This window comes from Gordonia namibiensis NBRC 108229 (genome assembly GCF_000298235.1).
Lineage (GTDB): Bacteria > Actinomycetota > Actinomycetes > Mycobacteriales > Mycobacteriaceae > Gordonia > Gordonia namibiensis.
The window spans coordinates 72,511-86,069 of the sequence record NZ_BAHE01000056.1 but is presented as its reverse complement, the minus strand read 5'-3'; the positions used below and the strand labels follow the sequence as shown (position 1 = coordinate 86,069).

14 protein-coding genes are annotated in these 13,559 nt (G+C 65.9%); 7 read left to right on the top strand and 7 right to left on the bottom strand.

Features of this window, described 5'->3' with window-relative positions:
* Window positions 1-310 precede the first annotated feature (310 nt).
* From GONAM_RS20865 to GONAM_RS20855, 3 genes are all read left to right on the top strand, one after another.
* On the top strand, window positions 311-706 hold the full coding sequence (locus GONAM_RS20865) for a hypothetical protein (protein ID WP_006868738.1): 396 nt from the start codon (window positions 311-313) through the stop codon (window positions 704-706).
* A gap of 6 nt (window positions 707-712) precedes the next feature.
* A complete protein-coding gene (locus GONAM_RS20860) occupies window positions 713-1,879 on the top strand; it encodes a hypothetical protein (RefSeq protein ID WP_006868737.1) in 1,167 nt (388 codons plus the stop codon).
* Window positions 1,880-2,363: 484 nt separating this feature from the next.
* Window positions 2,364-2,891, top strand: a complete 528-nt coding sequence (locus GONAM_RS20855) for a hypothetical protein (RefSeq protein ID WP_006868736.1) — start codon at window positions 2,364-2,366, stop codon at window positions 2,889-2,891.
* Between the two features lie 169 nt (window positions 2,892-3,060).
* Here the strand turns inward: GONAM_RS20855 and GONAM_RS20850 are convergent, their stop codons facing one another.
* The 4 genes from GONAM_RS20850 to GONAM_RS20835 are packed head-to-tail and all read right to left on the bottom strand — an operon-like array spanning window position 3,061 to window position 6,114.
* On the bottom strand, window positions 3,061-4,137 hold the full coding sequence (locus GONAM_RS20850) for a sulfate/molybdate ABC transporter ATP-binding protein (RefSeq protein WP_040537138.1): 1,077 nt from the start codon (window positions 4,135-4,137) through the stop codon (window positions 3,061-3,063).
* A gap of 14 nt (window positions 4,138-4,151) precedes the next feature.
* Complete coding sequence (locus GONAM_RS20845) at window positions 4,152-4,973, bottom strand: ABC transporter permease (protein WP_040537119.1); 822 nt, start codon at window positions 4,971-4,973, stop codon at window positions 4,152-4,154.
* Entirely contained in the window at window positions 4,970-5,716 is a 747-nt protein-coding gene (modA, locus tag GONAM_RS20840; RefSeq protein WP_040537117.1) for a molybdate ABC transporter substrate-binding protein, read from the bottom strand. The genes GONAM_RS20845 and modA overlap by 4 nt, the downstream gene beginning before the upstream one ends.
* On the bottom strand, window positions 5,713-6,114 hold the full coding sequence (locus GONAM_RS20835) for a TOBE domain-containing protein (RefSeq protein WP_006868732.1): 402 nt from the start codon (window positions 6,112-6,114) through the stop codon (window positions 5,713-5,715). Before GONAM_RS20835 ends, modA begins: the two co-directional genes overlap by 4 nt.
* A gap of 283 nt (window positions 6,115-6,397) precedes the next feature.
* Here GONAM_RS20835 and GONAM_RS20830 point away from each other — a divergent pair, with 283 nt between their 5' ends.
* Both GONAM_RS20830 and GONAM_RS20825 read left to right on the top strand, forming a co-directional pair.
* Window positions 6,398-7,414: an ATP-binding cassette domain-containing protein gene (locus GONAM_RS20830; RefSeq protein WP_006868731.1), complete on the top strand. Its 1,017-nt coding sequence runs from the start codon at window positions 6,398-6,400 to the stop codon at window positions 7,412-7,414.
* Entirely contained in the window at window positions 7,414-8,259 is an 846-nt protein-coding gene (locus GONAM_RS20825; protein WP_006868730.1) for an ABC transporter permease, read from the top strand. Before GONAM_RS20830 ends, GONAM_RS20825 begins: the two co-directional genes overlap by 1 nt.
* 168 nt (window positions 8,260-8,427) lie before the next feature.
* Here GONAM_RS20825 and GONAM_RS20820 read toward each other — a convergent pair whose 3' ends face one another.
* The gene (locus GONAM_RS20820; protein ID WP_006868729.1) at window positions 8,428-9,591 is read right to left on the bottom strand and encodes an ROK family transcriptional regulator; all 1,164 of its coding nucleotides are present in this window, start codon (window positions 9,589-9,591) and stop codon (window positions 8,428-8,430) included.
* Between the two features lie 673 nt (window positions 9,592-10,264).
* Here GONAM_RS20820 and GONAM_RS20815 point away from each other — a divergent pair.
* The gene (locus GONAM_RS20815; RefSeq protein WP_006868728.1) at window positions 10,265-11,326 is read left to right on the top strand and encodes a sigma-70 family RNA polymerase sigma factor; all 1,062 of its coding nucleotides are present in this window, start codon (window positions 10,265-10,267) and stop codon (window positions 11,324-11,326) included.
* Between the two features lie 8 nt (window positions 11,327-11,334).
* Here GONAM_RS20815 and GONAM_RS20810 read toward each other — a convergent pair whose 3' ends face one another.
* On the bottom strand, window positions 11,335-11,754 hold the full coding sequence (locus GONAM_RS20810; protein WP_006868727.1) for a VOC family protein: 420 nt from the start codon (window positions 11,752-11,754) through the stop codon (window positions 11,335-11,337).
* Between the two features lie 86 nt (window positions 11,755-11,840).
* On the opposite strand from GONAM_RS20810, the gene GONAM_RS20805 reads away from it, so the two are divergent.
* The gene (locus GONAM_RS20805) at window positions 11,841-12,548 is read left to right on the top strand and encodes a histidine phosphatase family protein (RefSeq protein ID WP_006868726.1); all 708 of its coding nucleotides are present in this window, start codon (window positions 11,841-11,843) and stop codon (window positions 12,546-12,548) included.
* Window positions 12,549-12,806: 258 nt separating this feature from the next.
* Here GONAM_RS20805 and GONAM_RS20800 read toward each other — a convergent pair whose 3' ends face one another.
* Window positions 12,807-13,553, bottom strand: coding sequence for an SDR family NAD(P)-dependent oxidoreductase (locus GONAM_RS20800; protein WP_006868725.1), 747 nt, complete (start codon window positions 13,551-13,553; stop codon window positions 12,807-12,809).
* Between the last annotated feature and the right edge of the window lie 6 nt (window positions 13,554-13,559).

Genomic DNA, 13,559 nt, shown 5'->3' with positions numbered 1-13,559 from the left:
CACCTTGACGAAGACTTTCCGCGAGGCTGGTCTTACTGGTTCGGGTACACATGGAAGCAACTCAAGTGGAAGCTCGAAACACTGCCGTCCGTCGTCGCGTTCGTTGCGGGCTTGTTCATCGGGCTGGGGCTTTTCTCGTAGAGGCACGCCACCGGCGAACCTCAACTCGACCGGCAGACTTCGATCGACGTCTGTGAGTCGAGTTGAGGTTCGCCGGTTGGCTGTGGATCGAGATCTGCAGGCCGCGACCTGACGAACTACGGTGACGACCGAACATCTATGGTGGTTCGCGACATCAAAGGGGGGATTTGTGTCGGACTTGGTTGTTGACCCATCAGCACTCGACACCGCAGCGACGGATGTCTCGAACTGCGCCTCACGGTTGATGGCGCTCGAGCTGACGTCGTACGCAGGCCTCGAGGGCACATCGTCGACCTTCGGTGAACTGGCCGGCAACTTCAAGGGTGCGACCGCCGACATGGCAGTCGTGGCAGCCACCGCAGACGAACGCATTGCCACGGCGCTGGCCAACCTGTCCGGCGCGGTGGCCGCGTTCTCGGAGCTGGTGGTGGACGCCAAACACACGACGGTCGAGACCGACACGAAGAGTGCCGGAGAGATCTCGGCGGCCACTCCCTACCCCTCGCGGGATGGCGATCAGAAGCAACACGTTGTCCCCCTCGAGATCCTGTTGTCGGTGCAGTAAAGACCCATGCCACCCAGTTACAACGAGGTGACCTCGTGGAAGCCCGAGGTCATGGCGCAGATCGCCTTCGGCGTCGTGCGACTGCAGGCACATCTGGAGGTCGAAGCGCCCAAGGCAGGCAACCCGGTGCTCAACCTGGCTGCTGCACAATGGCACGGGGAGGCTCGCGGCGCTGCCGACACCCGGGCAGAGGGCGTCACTCGATGGATTAGAAACACCGCCGACGAGTTCGGCGATCTTGCAGAGGTCTTGCAGACCGGCGCAACCAACATTCGCAACGCCATCGCCGCCTTGGAAAGCCGGACCACACTCGCCGACAGCCGGGGTTACATCCTCGACCGTGGAAGCCGCGGCTACGCGATCAACTTCGATCCCGCCCGCGCTCCGGAGGGCGCCGAGTTCGACGCCGGCGAAGCGTTCGAGCACCAGTCCGCGCTGTCAGGCCTCGCTACAGCTGCAGACGACACAGTGACTGCCACTCGCGATGGCATCAACGGTGCACTTGGCGAGATCGGCGGCATCACACCGGCGACCATCGCCGCTAATCGCGGAACTGCCGACCCCACGCTCGCCGAGAGTGACGCAAAAGCAGTGCGGGACGGCACGGCGACACCCGAGCAACGCGGGCGCTACCTTCGAGCCATGGGTTTTACCCCGGCCCAGTTGGAGCAGCTGGCCAATGGGGAGTTGTGCACGATCGAGAGCTCGAGGCTCGAGTACGCACTCGCCGCCGTGGGGCTCAAGGGAATTGATCCAAAGAGTGCAGCTGCTACAGCAGCATTCGCTGCTCTCCAGCGAAGAGCACAGGACATTGCCCACGATTTCAATCCGGACCGGCGAAGTCACGCCGCAAACAGGTCGGGAGTGACCCCAGAACGATCAGCACGCATCAGTTCCACGGCGACAACGCTCGGCAAGCGAATCAACGGCATAGGTATTGCGGTCACCCTCGTAGACGAGTTCGGCGCAGTCGCACGCGGCGAGCAGGGCGTTGTGGACGCTGCGGCCGCTTCCGCAGGATCAATCGCGGGTGGCGCGATCGGTGGGTGGGCAGTCGGAGCCGCCGTGGGTTCCTTCGCGGGACCAGTAGGGACGTTGGTCGGCGCCGGGATCGGCGCGGCAATCGGGAGCAAGTGGGGTTCCGATCTGGCCAAATCGATAACGGGAGGGTAAGTCACTTTGTCCACGCGGGAGGGAGTTAGTTAATGCCGTTCACATCGAGAGATCCGGCTCACGGGCGGCCACGACATCAGGCCAACGACGATCACCGCGGGTTGGCTTACTATTTTTCCGACGCAGGAGTTTGGTTCGGAACGTACCTGCAGAACCTACCTGCAGGTGTGGCACTCGCCCTCGGCATACTCGTCGGGCATTGGCTTGGATCATGATCGCGCCGATTAAGAATACCCACCGTAGTCTTCAGGCTTCCTAGTCGACAGGACGAGACACAATGTCTTCGGAACGTGAAAATACGCCGAGAAAATGGCGCCAACCCGCGACCTACTTTCGCGGCACCCTCGCCACCTTTGTCACATTCCCAGCACTGGCGTTCGCGTTGGGAATCGCAATCGGGTATTGGCTGATTTAGCGCCAGAATGCTACGCCGACTCCTGGATTACAGTCGCGAAGTGCACCCCTGTCGGCAGAAAGGTTACCGGTGATTTCCGCGCTCGAGTACGCCTACGCGAACTACGGCAGCACCGCCACTCTTCACTCGCTCCTACCCGAGATGAAGTTCACCCCTGCATCCGCATGGTACGACGCTGACGAGGCTTCCTGTCGCGAAGCGATGGCAAGTCGCATCCTGCTTCGCTCCGAATCCCCTCTGCCCCCTTTTGTTTCGAACGTGGTCGCCCAGTACTTCACGATTAGTTCGATTGAACCGATCCGCTTGGCCGAAATTGACACATCACTCGACGTAACAGCGCTCCCCGAAGCACTAGTTCTCAGCCATTCGACAGACCTCGACGGATATCTGTGTGTCGACGAGGGCAGTTACGTGGCGAGCAATCTCGATCTGCACCTGAGGCGGTCGCAGCTCGCATACCGCACACCGTCGGGTCAGTCGGCTCTGGCAATTCTTACTGCAACGGCCACCAGCGAGATGTGGGGTTTCATAGAAACAGAGCTTCAGGAACTCGAACAACAATGGCTATCCGCGACCATACGTCCGGTGATCCCATGATCAGGACGGCGACACGGCGATCCAAGTGCGTACGCCCTTCGGAGGCACGTTTACTGTGACCCTGTTGTTCGTCGGGCACGGACTCTTCTCCTGAAACCCGCGACCCCCAGACGCAAACCCGACCCCCAGACTTCGATCGAAGTCGCACAGTCGAAATGACGTCTGCCCGTCACCGCTCGACGACCGCGCTGACCCGAACCTCGCTCGCTTTCACCACCAGCACGACGTCGAGCCCGGTGACAAGCCCCAGGTCGGCGACCGCGGACCAGGTGACCTCGGCCGCGACGACCTGATCGCCGACGTCGGTGTTCACCAGCGCGTGATCGCCGCGTGGGACCACGTCGCGGACGGTCGCACGGAGCGTCGTTCGCGGACTGCCATGTGGCTCTTCGAGATACACTGCGACAGCCCGAGGCGAGAAGGTCGCCGCAGCGGGTGTTCCCGAGACAAGACCACCGGCGGGCACGTCCTCGCCCACCAGCCCGACGACGTGATTGCCTGCCTCGTCGACCACCGTCGAAGCCTCGCCCACACGCCCCACGAACAAGTTGAGGCCGGACAGCGACGCACTGAACCTCGACCCTGGGTTGGTCAACACCTCACGCGTGGAACCGGATTCGACGATCCGACCCTGATCCAGAACGACGATGTCCTCGGCTAACCCGAGAGCGTCGACCGGGTCGTGGGTGACCATGATCGTGGTACGGACGTGATCGGCGAGCAGGCCTCGGAGCAACGCCCGCAGACGACTTGCCACATCGACGTCCAACGCACGGAACGGCTCGTCCAGCAGCAGAATCCGGGGTTCGGCAGCGAGCGCCCTCGCGATCGCGACACGCTGCGCCTGACCGCCGGACAACTCGTCGGGCTTACGGTCGGCGAGATCCGCGACTTCCGTCGCCGTCAACCACCGCTCGACCCGCTCCCGCACCTCGCCCCGCGACAACCGCTGCGCGGACGGCGCGAACGCCACGTTCTCGGCGACCGTCAGGTGCGGGAACAGGCGCGCCTCCTGCGACAGCAGCGAGACACCCCGGCGATGGGGCGGCACGGACACTCGACCGTCCCGAAACACCTCGTCCCCCAGGGCGATCCTTGAAGCATCGCCTCCGCGGAGCAGACCCGCGATGACCCGCAACATCGTCGACTTTCCGGCACCGTTCGGGCCCACGATCGCAGTCGTCCGGCCGGCCACGAACCGATGTTCCACGGACAGCGGCGGCCTCGCCTGGTCGATGACGACCATCAGATCCGCGGCGTTCACAGCGCACCCGTCCCGGTCCGCCGGCGCCGACTGTGCACACCCACGACGATGACCAGCGAGAGCACAACGAGGATGAGCGACAACGGGATCGCGGCCTGCGGGTCGTCGATCGCCGACACGTAGATGGCCAGCGGAGCGGTCTGCGTGATGCCGGGTGCATTGCCGGCGAACGTGATCGTCGCACCGAACTCGCCGAGTGCACGGGCGAATGCGAGCACCAACCCGGCGAGAAGCGACGGCGCCACCAGCGGTAGCGTGACCCGCCACAGCGTCCGAGTCGGTCCCGCGCCGAGCGTCGCAGCCACCTCCTCGTAGCGCGTACCCACCACCCGCACAGCACCTTCGACGCTGATCACCAGGAACGGCAGCGCGACGAACGTCTGCGCCAGCACCACCGCCGTGGTCGTGAAAGCAATGTCGATCCCGGCGTCATGCAGATGTTCGCCGACGATCCCCAGCCGACCGAAGGTGTACAGCAGGGCCAGGCCACCGACCACCGGCGGCAGGACCAGCGGCAGTAGAACCAGCGAGCGCACCACCCGCACGACCCCCCCGTCATAACGCGCAAAGATCACCGCCATCGGCACTCCGATCAGCAGACAGCAGAGGGTGCTGATCGTCGCGGTGATCAGCGAGAGCCGTAGCGCGTCAAGCGAAGACGGCGACGTCACCTGCTCGACAAAGGTGTCCCAGGGCGATCGGAACAACAGCGCCAACGGCGGCAGGACGATGAGCAGGACGCCCAGCGCGGCCAGGACGTAGGTCCAGGCCGGCAAACCTGTCGGATCACGACGAACGAGTCCCGCACGCATGGTCATGGCGCACCGAAGCCCGCGTCGCGCAAGATGCGCTGCCCGCTCTCACCGAGGACGAGGTCCACGAACTGCGTACCCAGCTCGCCGTCCTCCGCACCATCGACCGTCGCGATCGGGTACGCGTTCACCACGTCCGCGAACGCCGGATCGGTCACCATGGCCACCTGGTCGCCGGCCGCGCGGGCGTCGGTCACATACACGACCCCGGCGTCGGCCTGCCCGGCCGTCACCTTGGTGAGTACCGCGCTCACCGATTGTTCCTCCGACACCGCGTCGATGGTGATCCCCGTGTTCTTCTCCACCACATCGGTCGCGGCCCCGCAGGGCTGCGCCGACTGGCACACCACGGCGGTCACGCCGGGTTTCGCGAGATCGGCGAAGGAGTTGACCCCCAGCGGGTTTCCACGCGCGGTGACGATCACCAGGGTGTTGGTCGCGAAGATTTTCGGGTCGACCGCCAGGCCGCCGAGTTTTGCCATGCTCTTCTCGTCGGCGCTCGCGAAGACATCGGCGGGTGCACCCTGCTGTATCTGGTTGGCGAGGGTCGACGACCCGTCGAAGGACAGGCGGACGTCGACGCCGGCATGTTGTTTCTCGAATTCCTCGGCGATCGCGGTGAAGGTCTTCTTCAGCGACGCCGCGGCCGAGACGTCGAGCGTCGACGAATCGTCCGAACCCGTGCCCGACGAGCAACCCGTACCGAGGAGCAGCCCGGCCACCACCAGAGCGACCACCGAGCTCCTCATCGGTCGCCTCGCGTCGTCTCGACGATGACATTCGTCGACTTCACGATCGCGGTGGCGACCGACCCCGGCGCCAGTTCCAGCTCACGCGCCGACTGCGCACTCATCAGCGACGTGACCTCGAACGGACCGCACTGCAACGTCACCTGCGCCATGACGCCGTCCATCAGCACCTCGGTGACGAGACCGGTGAAACGGTTACGGGCCGACCGCGAGACGGGTGCTCCGTCGTCGGGGGCAACCGCGCGTTCGCGCGCCAGCTCCGCGAGCCGGGCGCCGTCGACCGTCGCGACCGGGCCGTCGTCGGACTGCTCGAGCACCCCGGACGCGATCCATCGGCGGACGGTGTCGTCGCTGACGCCGAGAAGAGTCGCGGCATCCTTGATCCGTATCGCAGTCACGGCGACACTCTATCCGCATCTGCGTCGAGTATCTCGGTCAGACTCCGCAGATACGGACATCCACAGTTTCTTGACTTCAACCGAGCTTGAGGTCCTAGCGTCTATCTCACATCGATCGTCGGTATTCGGGCCGTCGGACCGATGAGTTCCGTGGGGGCGGGCGGTCAGTCTTGTCGAGGAACAGCGGAGTTCCCTGACGTGCCCTGAGTTGTCCCCTATACACACCCGGAGACGCCGGAAAATCGTTCGCTCCTGTCACACCCCATAGATACCGTGGAGAGTTATGAACTCAGTCACAGTTCCCGCCGGCGCACCCGGCGCTGTCGCGACGTCGGATATCGCGATCGAAGCCATCGACCTGGTCAAACGCTTCGGCGATTTCACCGCGGTCGACGGTGTCAGCTTCACGGTCCCGCGCGGGTCCGTGCTAGGTCTGCTCGGCCCCAACGGCGCCGGCAAGACCACCACGGTCCGCATGATGACCACCCTGTCGCCGCCGACGAGCGGGACCGCCCGCATCGCCGGCTACGACGTGATCGAGCAGCCCGGCATGGTCCGACAGAACATGGGCCTCACCGGACAGGCGGCCACCGTCGACGAGATCCTCACCGGTCGCGAGAACCTGCGCATGATCGGTGGGCTCTACGGCATCGGCCGCAAGACCCTCGCCCGTCGGTCCGACGAACTCCTGGAGCAGTTCTCACTCACCGAGGCCGGGCACAAACCGGTCAAGTCCTACTCCGGCGGTATGCGTCGCCGACTCGACCTCGCGGTCAGCCTGCTCGCGTCGCCACCCGTGTTGTTCCTCGACGAGCCGACCACCGGCCTCGACCCGCGGAGCCGCTCGGAACTGTGGGATGTGCTGCGTGACCTCGTCTCCGACGGGACCACCCTCCTGCTGACGACCCAGTACCTCGAAGAGGCCGACCAGCTCGCCGACGACATCGTCGTCATCGACAAGGGGAAGATCATCGCCCACGGAACACCATTGCAGCTCAAGGAACAGGCCGGTTCGGCCAGCCTGGTGCTGACCGTGTCCCGCGGCGAAGATCTCCCCGCGGCCGAGGCGCTGCTGCGCAAGAACGGTGCCGAGGTGTTCGTCGACGTCCCCGCACGCCGGCTCACCACCGCCTCCGGCGGCCTCGGCGACCTGCCCCGCGTCGCCGCCTGGTTCGACGAAAGCGGTATCGCCGTAGACGATTTCGGACTCGCCCGCCCGAGCCTCGACGACGTCTTCCTGTCCCTGACCGGCCACCGCGCCGAGGACACCACCAACACCACCGACGAGGAGACCGCCTGATGACCACCACTGCTGAGAAAGACGCGGTGGTCGCGAACACATCGCGCGTCCATCCGACCACCCTGTGGCAACAGTCCTGGATCATGGTCAAACGCAACATGATCCACACCAGACGCATGCCGGAGATGCTCTCTGACGTCACGATCCAGCCGATCATGTTCGTGGTCTTGTTCGCGTACGTGTTCGGCGCGTCGATCCAGACCGACAGCGCTTCCTACAAAGAGTTCCTGCTGCCGGGCATCATGGGGCAGACCATCGTGTTCACCGCGTTCATCGTGGCGTCGGGAATCACCGCCGATCTGGAGAAGGGCATCATCGACCGGTTCCGGTCGCTACCCATCCGACGGTCATCGGTGCTGATCGGCCGGAGCATCGCGAGTGTCATGCACAGCTCTATCGGCATCGTGGTGATGTCGCTGACCGGTCTCGCGATCGGATGGCGTATCCGCGGGTCCTTCGTCGAAGCCGTTCTCGCGTACGGCCTGCTACTCCTGTTCGGTTTCGCGATGATCTGGTTCGGCATTCTCATCGGATCATGGCTGCGCACCGTGGAAGCGGTGAACGGCTTCATGTTCTCGACGCTGTTCCCGATCACGTTCCTGTCGAACGCTTTTGTCCCGACCGACCCGATGCCCACCTGGCTGCGGACGATCGCCGAATGGAACCCGATGTCCTCGCTCGTCCAGGCATTGCGTGTCCTGTGGGGCAACGGTCCGGAGTTCGGTCCGGGTTCGGCGCTGCCGCTTCAGCATCCGGTGATCTCGACCATCATCTGGGCGGTCGCGCTGACCCTGGTCTTCGCACCGTTCGCTCTGCGGGCCTACAACAAGCGGACCATCGACTGAACCGCCGGGCAGGTACGCCCGCTCCCCGAGTAGCGAGCCCGCGAGCGAATCCGTTCCCCGAGTAGCGAACCCGCGAGCGAATCCGCTCCCCGAGTAGCGAACCCGCGAGCTAATCCGCTCCCCGAGTAGCGAGCCTGCGAGCGTATCGAGGGGACTACAGCGGCCCGTTCAGGCAGTCAGAGTGATCGCCTGCAGCGGGTCGCTGTAGATCGCGTCCAGGGAGACCGCGCCGGCCGCCTGCTGCTGCACGCTGGCTCCCGAATGTGACACTCGCACATCACGCTTGGCGACAATCGAGGTCTCACGAACCGCGCGGGCAACCGTGGGCAGGGTGGTCGGGTAGTCGGTGAACGCCTGACCGCCGAGGATGATGTGGTCCGGGTTGAAGATGTCGGCGATGAGCCCGACCGTGCGGCCCAGCACCTCGGCGCGCTCCTCGAAGAGGGCGCGCGCGGTGGTGTCACCCGTACGGGCCAGGCCGTGCAGACCTTCGACGTCGGTCACCGAAAGCCCCAGCGCCTGAGCGGCTTCGACGATGCCGGTGTCGCTCACCGCGGGCTCGAGTCGACCCGTCCGGCGCGGGTCGAGCAGTGTGGTGGCGCCGGTCGGGAAGTGACCGATGACCGGAGGTCCCGCGGTCGGGGTGTGCACGGTGCCGCCGACGCTGAAGGCGATGCCCAGCATCTCGCGGGCGTAGAAGTACAGGAAGCTCGACTGCTCGTCGACGGGGTTCAGGACCAGCTCGGCGGCGGCCATCGCCTCGACGTGCGAGGCGACGGACACCGGCAGGCCGACGGCCTCGGCGATGACCCGTCCGACGGGAGCACCTTCCCAGCCGAGGCGGGGATGGTCGACGATGCCGCCCTCGGCGACACGTCCGCCCAGTGCGACGCCCACCCAGAGCACGCGCTTCCCGGTCCAGCGCTCGGCGAAACGGCGGGCGCTCACGCCGATCGCGGCGAGCGTTTCCTCGGGGGTGTCGGCCTCCGGGGTCGGGATCTGGATGGCACCGACCACGCGGTGGAGCAGATCGTGGGTGGTGATCGAGGTGACCTTGTAGCCGATGTGGATGCCGAGGGTGAGGAACTCGGCGAGGTTGACCTCGAAGGGCAGGCGCGGGCGTCCGATGGCTCCCGACGGGGCCAGGTCGGCGCGTTCGCGAATCAGACCGGCCTTCAGCAGGGCGCTGACCTGGCGGTTGACCGTCGAGATACTCAGACCGGTGCGCTCGGCGGCGTCGTCACGGAACAGCGGCCCGGCCAGTCGCGCGGCCCGGAGGACGAGCGCGGCCGGTTTGTTCGACAGCTCGAGGCGCGGCGTCGAGACGTGCACCCGCTGATCCCCCCTGTTCAAGCCGCGTCGGTCCGCGACCGATCCCGGGACCCGGGGCGACGGCACCGACGAAGGTACGGATGACAACGGTACTGGCTGGCGGTTGACCTGCGGCCCGCGGCGCACCGGACGCGATGCAGGTCGGCGGGTCAGCGGAGTGGGTGCGGTCCGCAGGGTACGGCCGGAGATCTCAGGAAGAATTGCGGTCATGATGTCCTCGTCGAAAATCCCCACGCTCTACACGGCGGGGGCAGGGTGGCTGAAGTGCTCGGGAGAAGAGACTTGGAGCGACACCCCGGAACGAGGCGTCGGCTCAGCGCATTCGACGACAACAACAGAGAACGCGAGCGAGCGGCAGACGGCAGCCCAGAGCGGTGGTCACATACGTGACCTCCGACAGGTTGCGGTCGACACTCGTCATGCGGATCAAACTAGCAACGCGGCCCCGTCGCGGCAAGACCGTTCCTCCAGGTGACCGAGGTTTCCGGAGCGGGGGTCACATGCGTTCACCGGCGAACTCGGCCTCACCGACGACGCCCCGCCCGGGTTGCGCTCAGCGTGATTGCAGAGCCACACGCTGCGGCTACCCGACCTGCTTCCCGTCATCGAGCGGACCAGGGCCCGTTGATCTCACCGGGTCGAGAGTGTCGGTGATCGACGGTAAATTGTGAGCATGACCACAACCGCGGGCGAGTCCGTCTCCGACGCCGATTTCCTCGAGATCGCCGAACCGTTCCGACGCGAGATCATCGCCCACTGCTACCGGATGATGGGCTCCCACCACGACGCCGAGGACCTCGCCCAGGAGACCTTCCTGCGCGCATGGCGCGGCTACGCCAAGTTCGACCACCGTTCCTCGGTGCGGACCTGGCTGCACAAGATCGCGACCAACACCTGCCTCACTGCATTGCAGAGTTCCCAGCGTCGCCCGCTTCCGTCCGGGCTCGGAGGCGACGCCTTCGACCCCACCGACGACCTCCTCCAGAACCACGAGGTGCCATGGCTCGAGCCGTACGCCGGCACCGTCGACGAGATCACCCCCGGCGACGACGCCGACCCGGCCTACGTCGTCGGCGCCCGGGAATCGGTACGACTGGCGTTCATCGCCGCCCTGCAGCACCTGCCGGAACGGCAACGTGCCGTACTGATCCTGCGTGACGTCCTGCAGTGGCGGGCCGCCGAGGTCGCCGACACCATCGGCGTCACCACCGCGACCGTCAACAGTCTTCTGCAGCGCGCACGAGAACAGCTCAAGACCGCCCGCCCCCAGGCGGAGTCGGGCAGCTCGGACTCGTCGGTCCTCGACGACGAAGCCAAGCGGGAACTGCTCGCCCGGTATGTGTCCGCCTTCGAGCGTTACGACGTCGACGCGATCGCCGAGATGTTCACCGACAAGGCGATCTGGGAGATGCCGCCGTTCACCGGTTGGTACCAAGGCCCGGAGGCCATCGGAACCCTCATCCGCAAGAACTGCCCGGCAGAGAAGGCCGGCGACCAGATCCTGCTGCCCACGGTCGCCAACGGGCAACCGGCGTTCGGGTTGTACATGCGCGAACCCGACGGCGTCCATCGGCCGTTCCAGCTCCAGGTCCTCGACATCGATCCGCAGGCGAAGAAGGTCGGGTACGTGGTGGCCTTCTTCAGCGACACCCTCGAGGAGGACTTCGCCAGGTTCGGGCTCCCCGCCACTCCGTACGATGCACCCACCCGGACGGCGCCCAACCCCTGGCACTGAGGTAGACGTCAGCCCTCCTCGGAGTTCTGCGGTAGTTGGGAGGGGTCCATCCAGACCACCTCCCACGCGTGATCGTCCGGATCACAGAAACTGCAGCAGTACATGAAGCCGAAGTCCTCGGGTTCGCGTAGCGGGGTGCCGCCGGCTGACAGTGCAGCGCTCACGAGGTGGTTGGCGTGCTCCCGGCTGTCGGCGGAGAACGAGACGAGCGCTTCGCGCCCCCGTGCGGGCTCGGCGATGCGCCCGGCCGCGAACCCTTCGAAACGTCGTCGTTGCATCAGGATCACCATCGCGGCGTCGTTGATCGGCATGCACACCGTGGCCGGGTCGCAGAACATCTCGTCGAATCGGAAACCCAGCGCGCCGAAGAACCGTCGTGACCGCACGACGTCGGCGACCGGCAGATTGACGAAGAGTATCGATGCCACGGCTGGCCTCCAGTCGAGATCGGGGTACTACCCAGTACAGACCAGCCCGCGCAAGGGAACTCATCGGCGTCTAATAGTGTGCAGTCATGGGCGTCATCTATCTTGTGCGGCACGGTCAGGCTAATGCGTTGGCGTACGGCGTATCCGACGCCACGGACGACCTCCGGAACGGGCCCGGCGGACTCACTGCGACCGGTGACACCCAGGCCGCGGTGTCGGGTGCATTCCTCTCCGGTCAGGTCGGCGGATTCACCGCCGCCGTGAGTGGCAACCTGCCCCGCCAGAGTCAGACCCTCAACGGCGTCCTCGGCGCGTTCGAAACGCGGCCGGACGCGCGGGTCGATCCCGGTTGGAACGAGTACTCACTCCCCGCACTCGTGGGACACGCGTCGCCCGAGATGTACCGCGACGGCCGCAACTACCAGCAGCAACTGGACAAGGGGCTCGCCGCGTGGATCGCCGCAGGCGAACACGACCCCGAACCGGGACCCGACGGTGGGCCCGCCGAGAGCTATCCGCAGTTCCAGGCACGTGTGCACGACGCCGCGGTGCGAGCGACCGAGATGGCCGGTTCAGGTCAGACGCTTCTGGTGGTCTCCTCGGCGGGCACCATCACGCAGTGGATCGCCCAGCTCTGGGGCATCTCGGACGAGCAGTGGCCGAAGATGGCGCGCTCGATGGTGAACGCTTCCATCACCAAGCTCATCGTGGGTCGGCAAGGCGTGACCGTCGTGTCGTTCAACGAACACGGTCACCTCTCCGACCGTGAGGGCGGGATCTCGACCTTCCGCTGAGAAGGTCGGCGGCGCAGCGGGTCTGACCTCGATACGGCCCTCGGGTAGCCCCTCGGACCTACTCGGCCGGCGGGATTCGCCAGCCGAGTAGCCACCAACACACAGCGGCGCCCCCACCCCGCCGGCCGAGTAACCACCAACACACAGCGACGCCCCACCCCGGCCGGCCGAGTAACCACCACCGCACACAGCGGCGCCCCCACCCCGCCGGCCGAGTAGCGTCGACCGAGCGGAGCGAGGGCGCCGCGTATCGAGGTCTTACGCCCGATGCAGATTCGTACCCGGACGCGTGAGCACCACATTCGGGAGCACCGCGAACCGCGACAGTTGCGTGATCGAGTGTGCGACGACGGCGACGTCGGCGGCGGTGATCATCTCGTCGGCGGGGATGCGGTCCTTGAGCCAGTCCGTCATGTCGGTGTTGACGTAACCCGGCGCGATCGTCGTCGCGCTGACACCGTTCTCCGACTCCTCGAGGTTGAACGTCTCGCACAGCGAGATCAGCGCGGCCTTGGTCGCACCGTAAGCGGAGAGTTCGGGCTCGGGGTAGACACCGGTGATCGACGCCACCGCAATCACTTTCGCCGCGCCGACGGATTCCGCGGTCGCCCGCAACGTCGGCAGCACCGATTGCAGCAGGATGTATGGCGCCCGCACGTTGACCTCGTAGAGCCGGTCGAAACGCTTGACCGGCATCTCCGCCACCGCACCCTTGGAACCCATGCCCGCGTTGATGATCAACGCGTCGCAGCGCCCGAAAGCGTCGGCATGCGCGGTACCGAGTGCGGTGATCGCGTCGGCGTCGGTCATGTCGGCCGGGACGACCTCCACCCGACCCGCGCCGCGCTCCCGGAGCTCGGCCGCCTTGTTCTCCAACGCTTCCCGGCCTCGGGCACTGATCGTCAGGTCCCAGCCATCGGCTGCGAACCTCTCGGCGATCGCCGCCCCGATGCCCCGGGACGCGCCGGTGACCAGCGCGGCCCGGGTGTTCGACACTTCACTCATGCACTT

Excerpts from the sequence above, each read along its gene's own strand:
- GONAM_RS20860 (WP_006868737.1), top strand. The coding sequence starts at position 713 with ATGCCACCCAGTTACAACGAGGTGACCTCGTGGAAGCCCGAGGTCATG.
- GONAM_RS20850 (WP_040537138.1), bottom strand. The coding sequence starts at position 4,137 with ATGGTCGTCATCGACCAGGCGAGGCCGCCGCTGTCCGTGGAACATCGG.
- GONAM_RS20845 (WP_040537119.1), bottom strand. The coding sequence starts at position 4,973 with ATGACCATGCGTGCGGGACTCGTTCGTCGTGATCCGACAGGTTTGCCG.
- modA (WP_040537117.1), bottom strand. The coding sequence starts at position 5,716 with ATGAGGAGCTCGGTGGTCGCTCTGGTGGTGGCCGGGCTGCTCCTCGGT.
- GONAM_RS20830 (WP_006868731.1), top strand. The coding sequence starts at position 6,398 with ATGAACTCAGTCACAGTTCCCGCCGGCGCACCCGGCGCTGTCGCGACG.
- GONAM_RS20825 (WP_006868730.1), top strand. The coding sequence starts at position 7,414 with ATGACCACCACTGCTGAGAAAGACGCGGTGGTCGCGAACACATCGCGC.
- GONAM_RS20815 (WP_006868728.1), top strand. The coding sequence starts at position 10,265 with ATGACCACAACCGCGGGCGAGTCCGTCTCCGACGCCGATTTCCTCGAG.
- GONAM_RS20805 (WP_006868726.1), top strand. The coding sequence starts at position 11,841 with ATGGGCGTCATCTATCTTGTGCGGCACGGTCAGGCTAATGCGTTGGCG.
- GONAM_RS20800 (WP_006868725.1), bottom strand. The coding sequence starts at position 13,553 with ATGAGTGAAGTGTCGAACACCCGGGCCGCGCTGGTCACCGGCGCGTCC.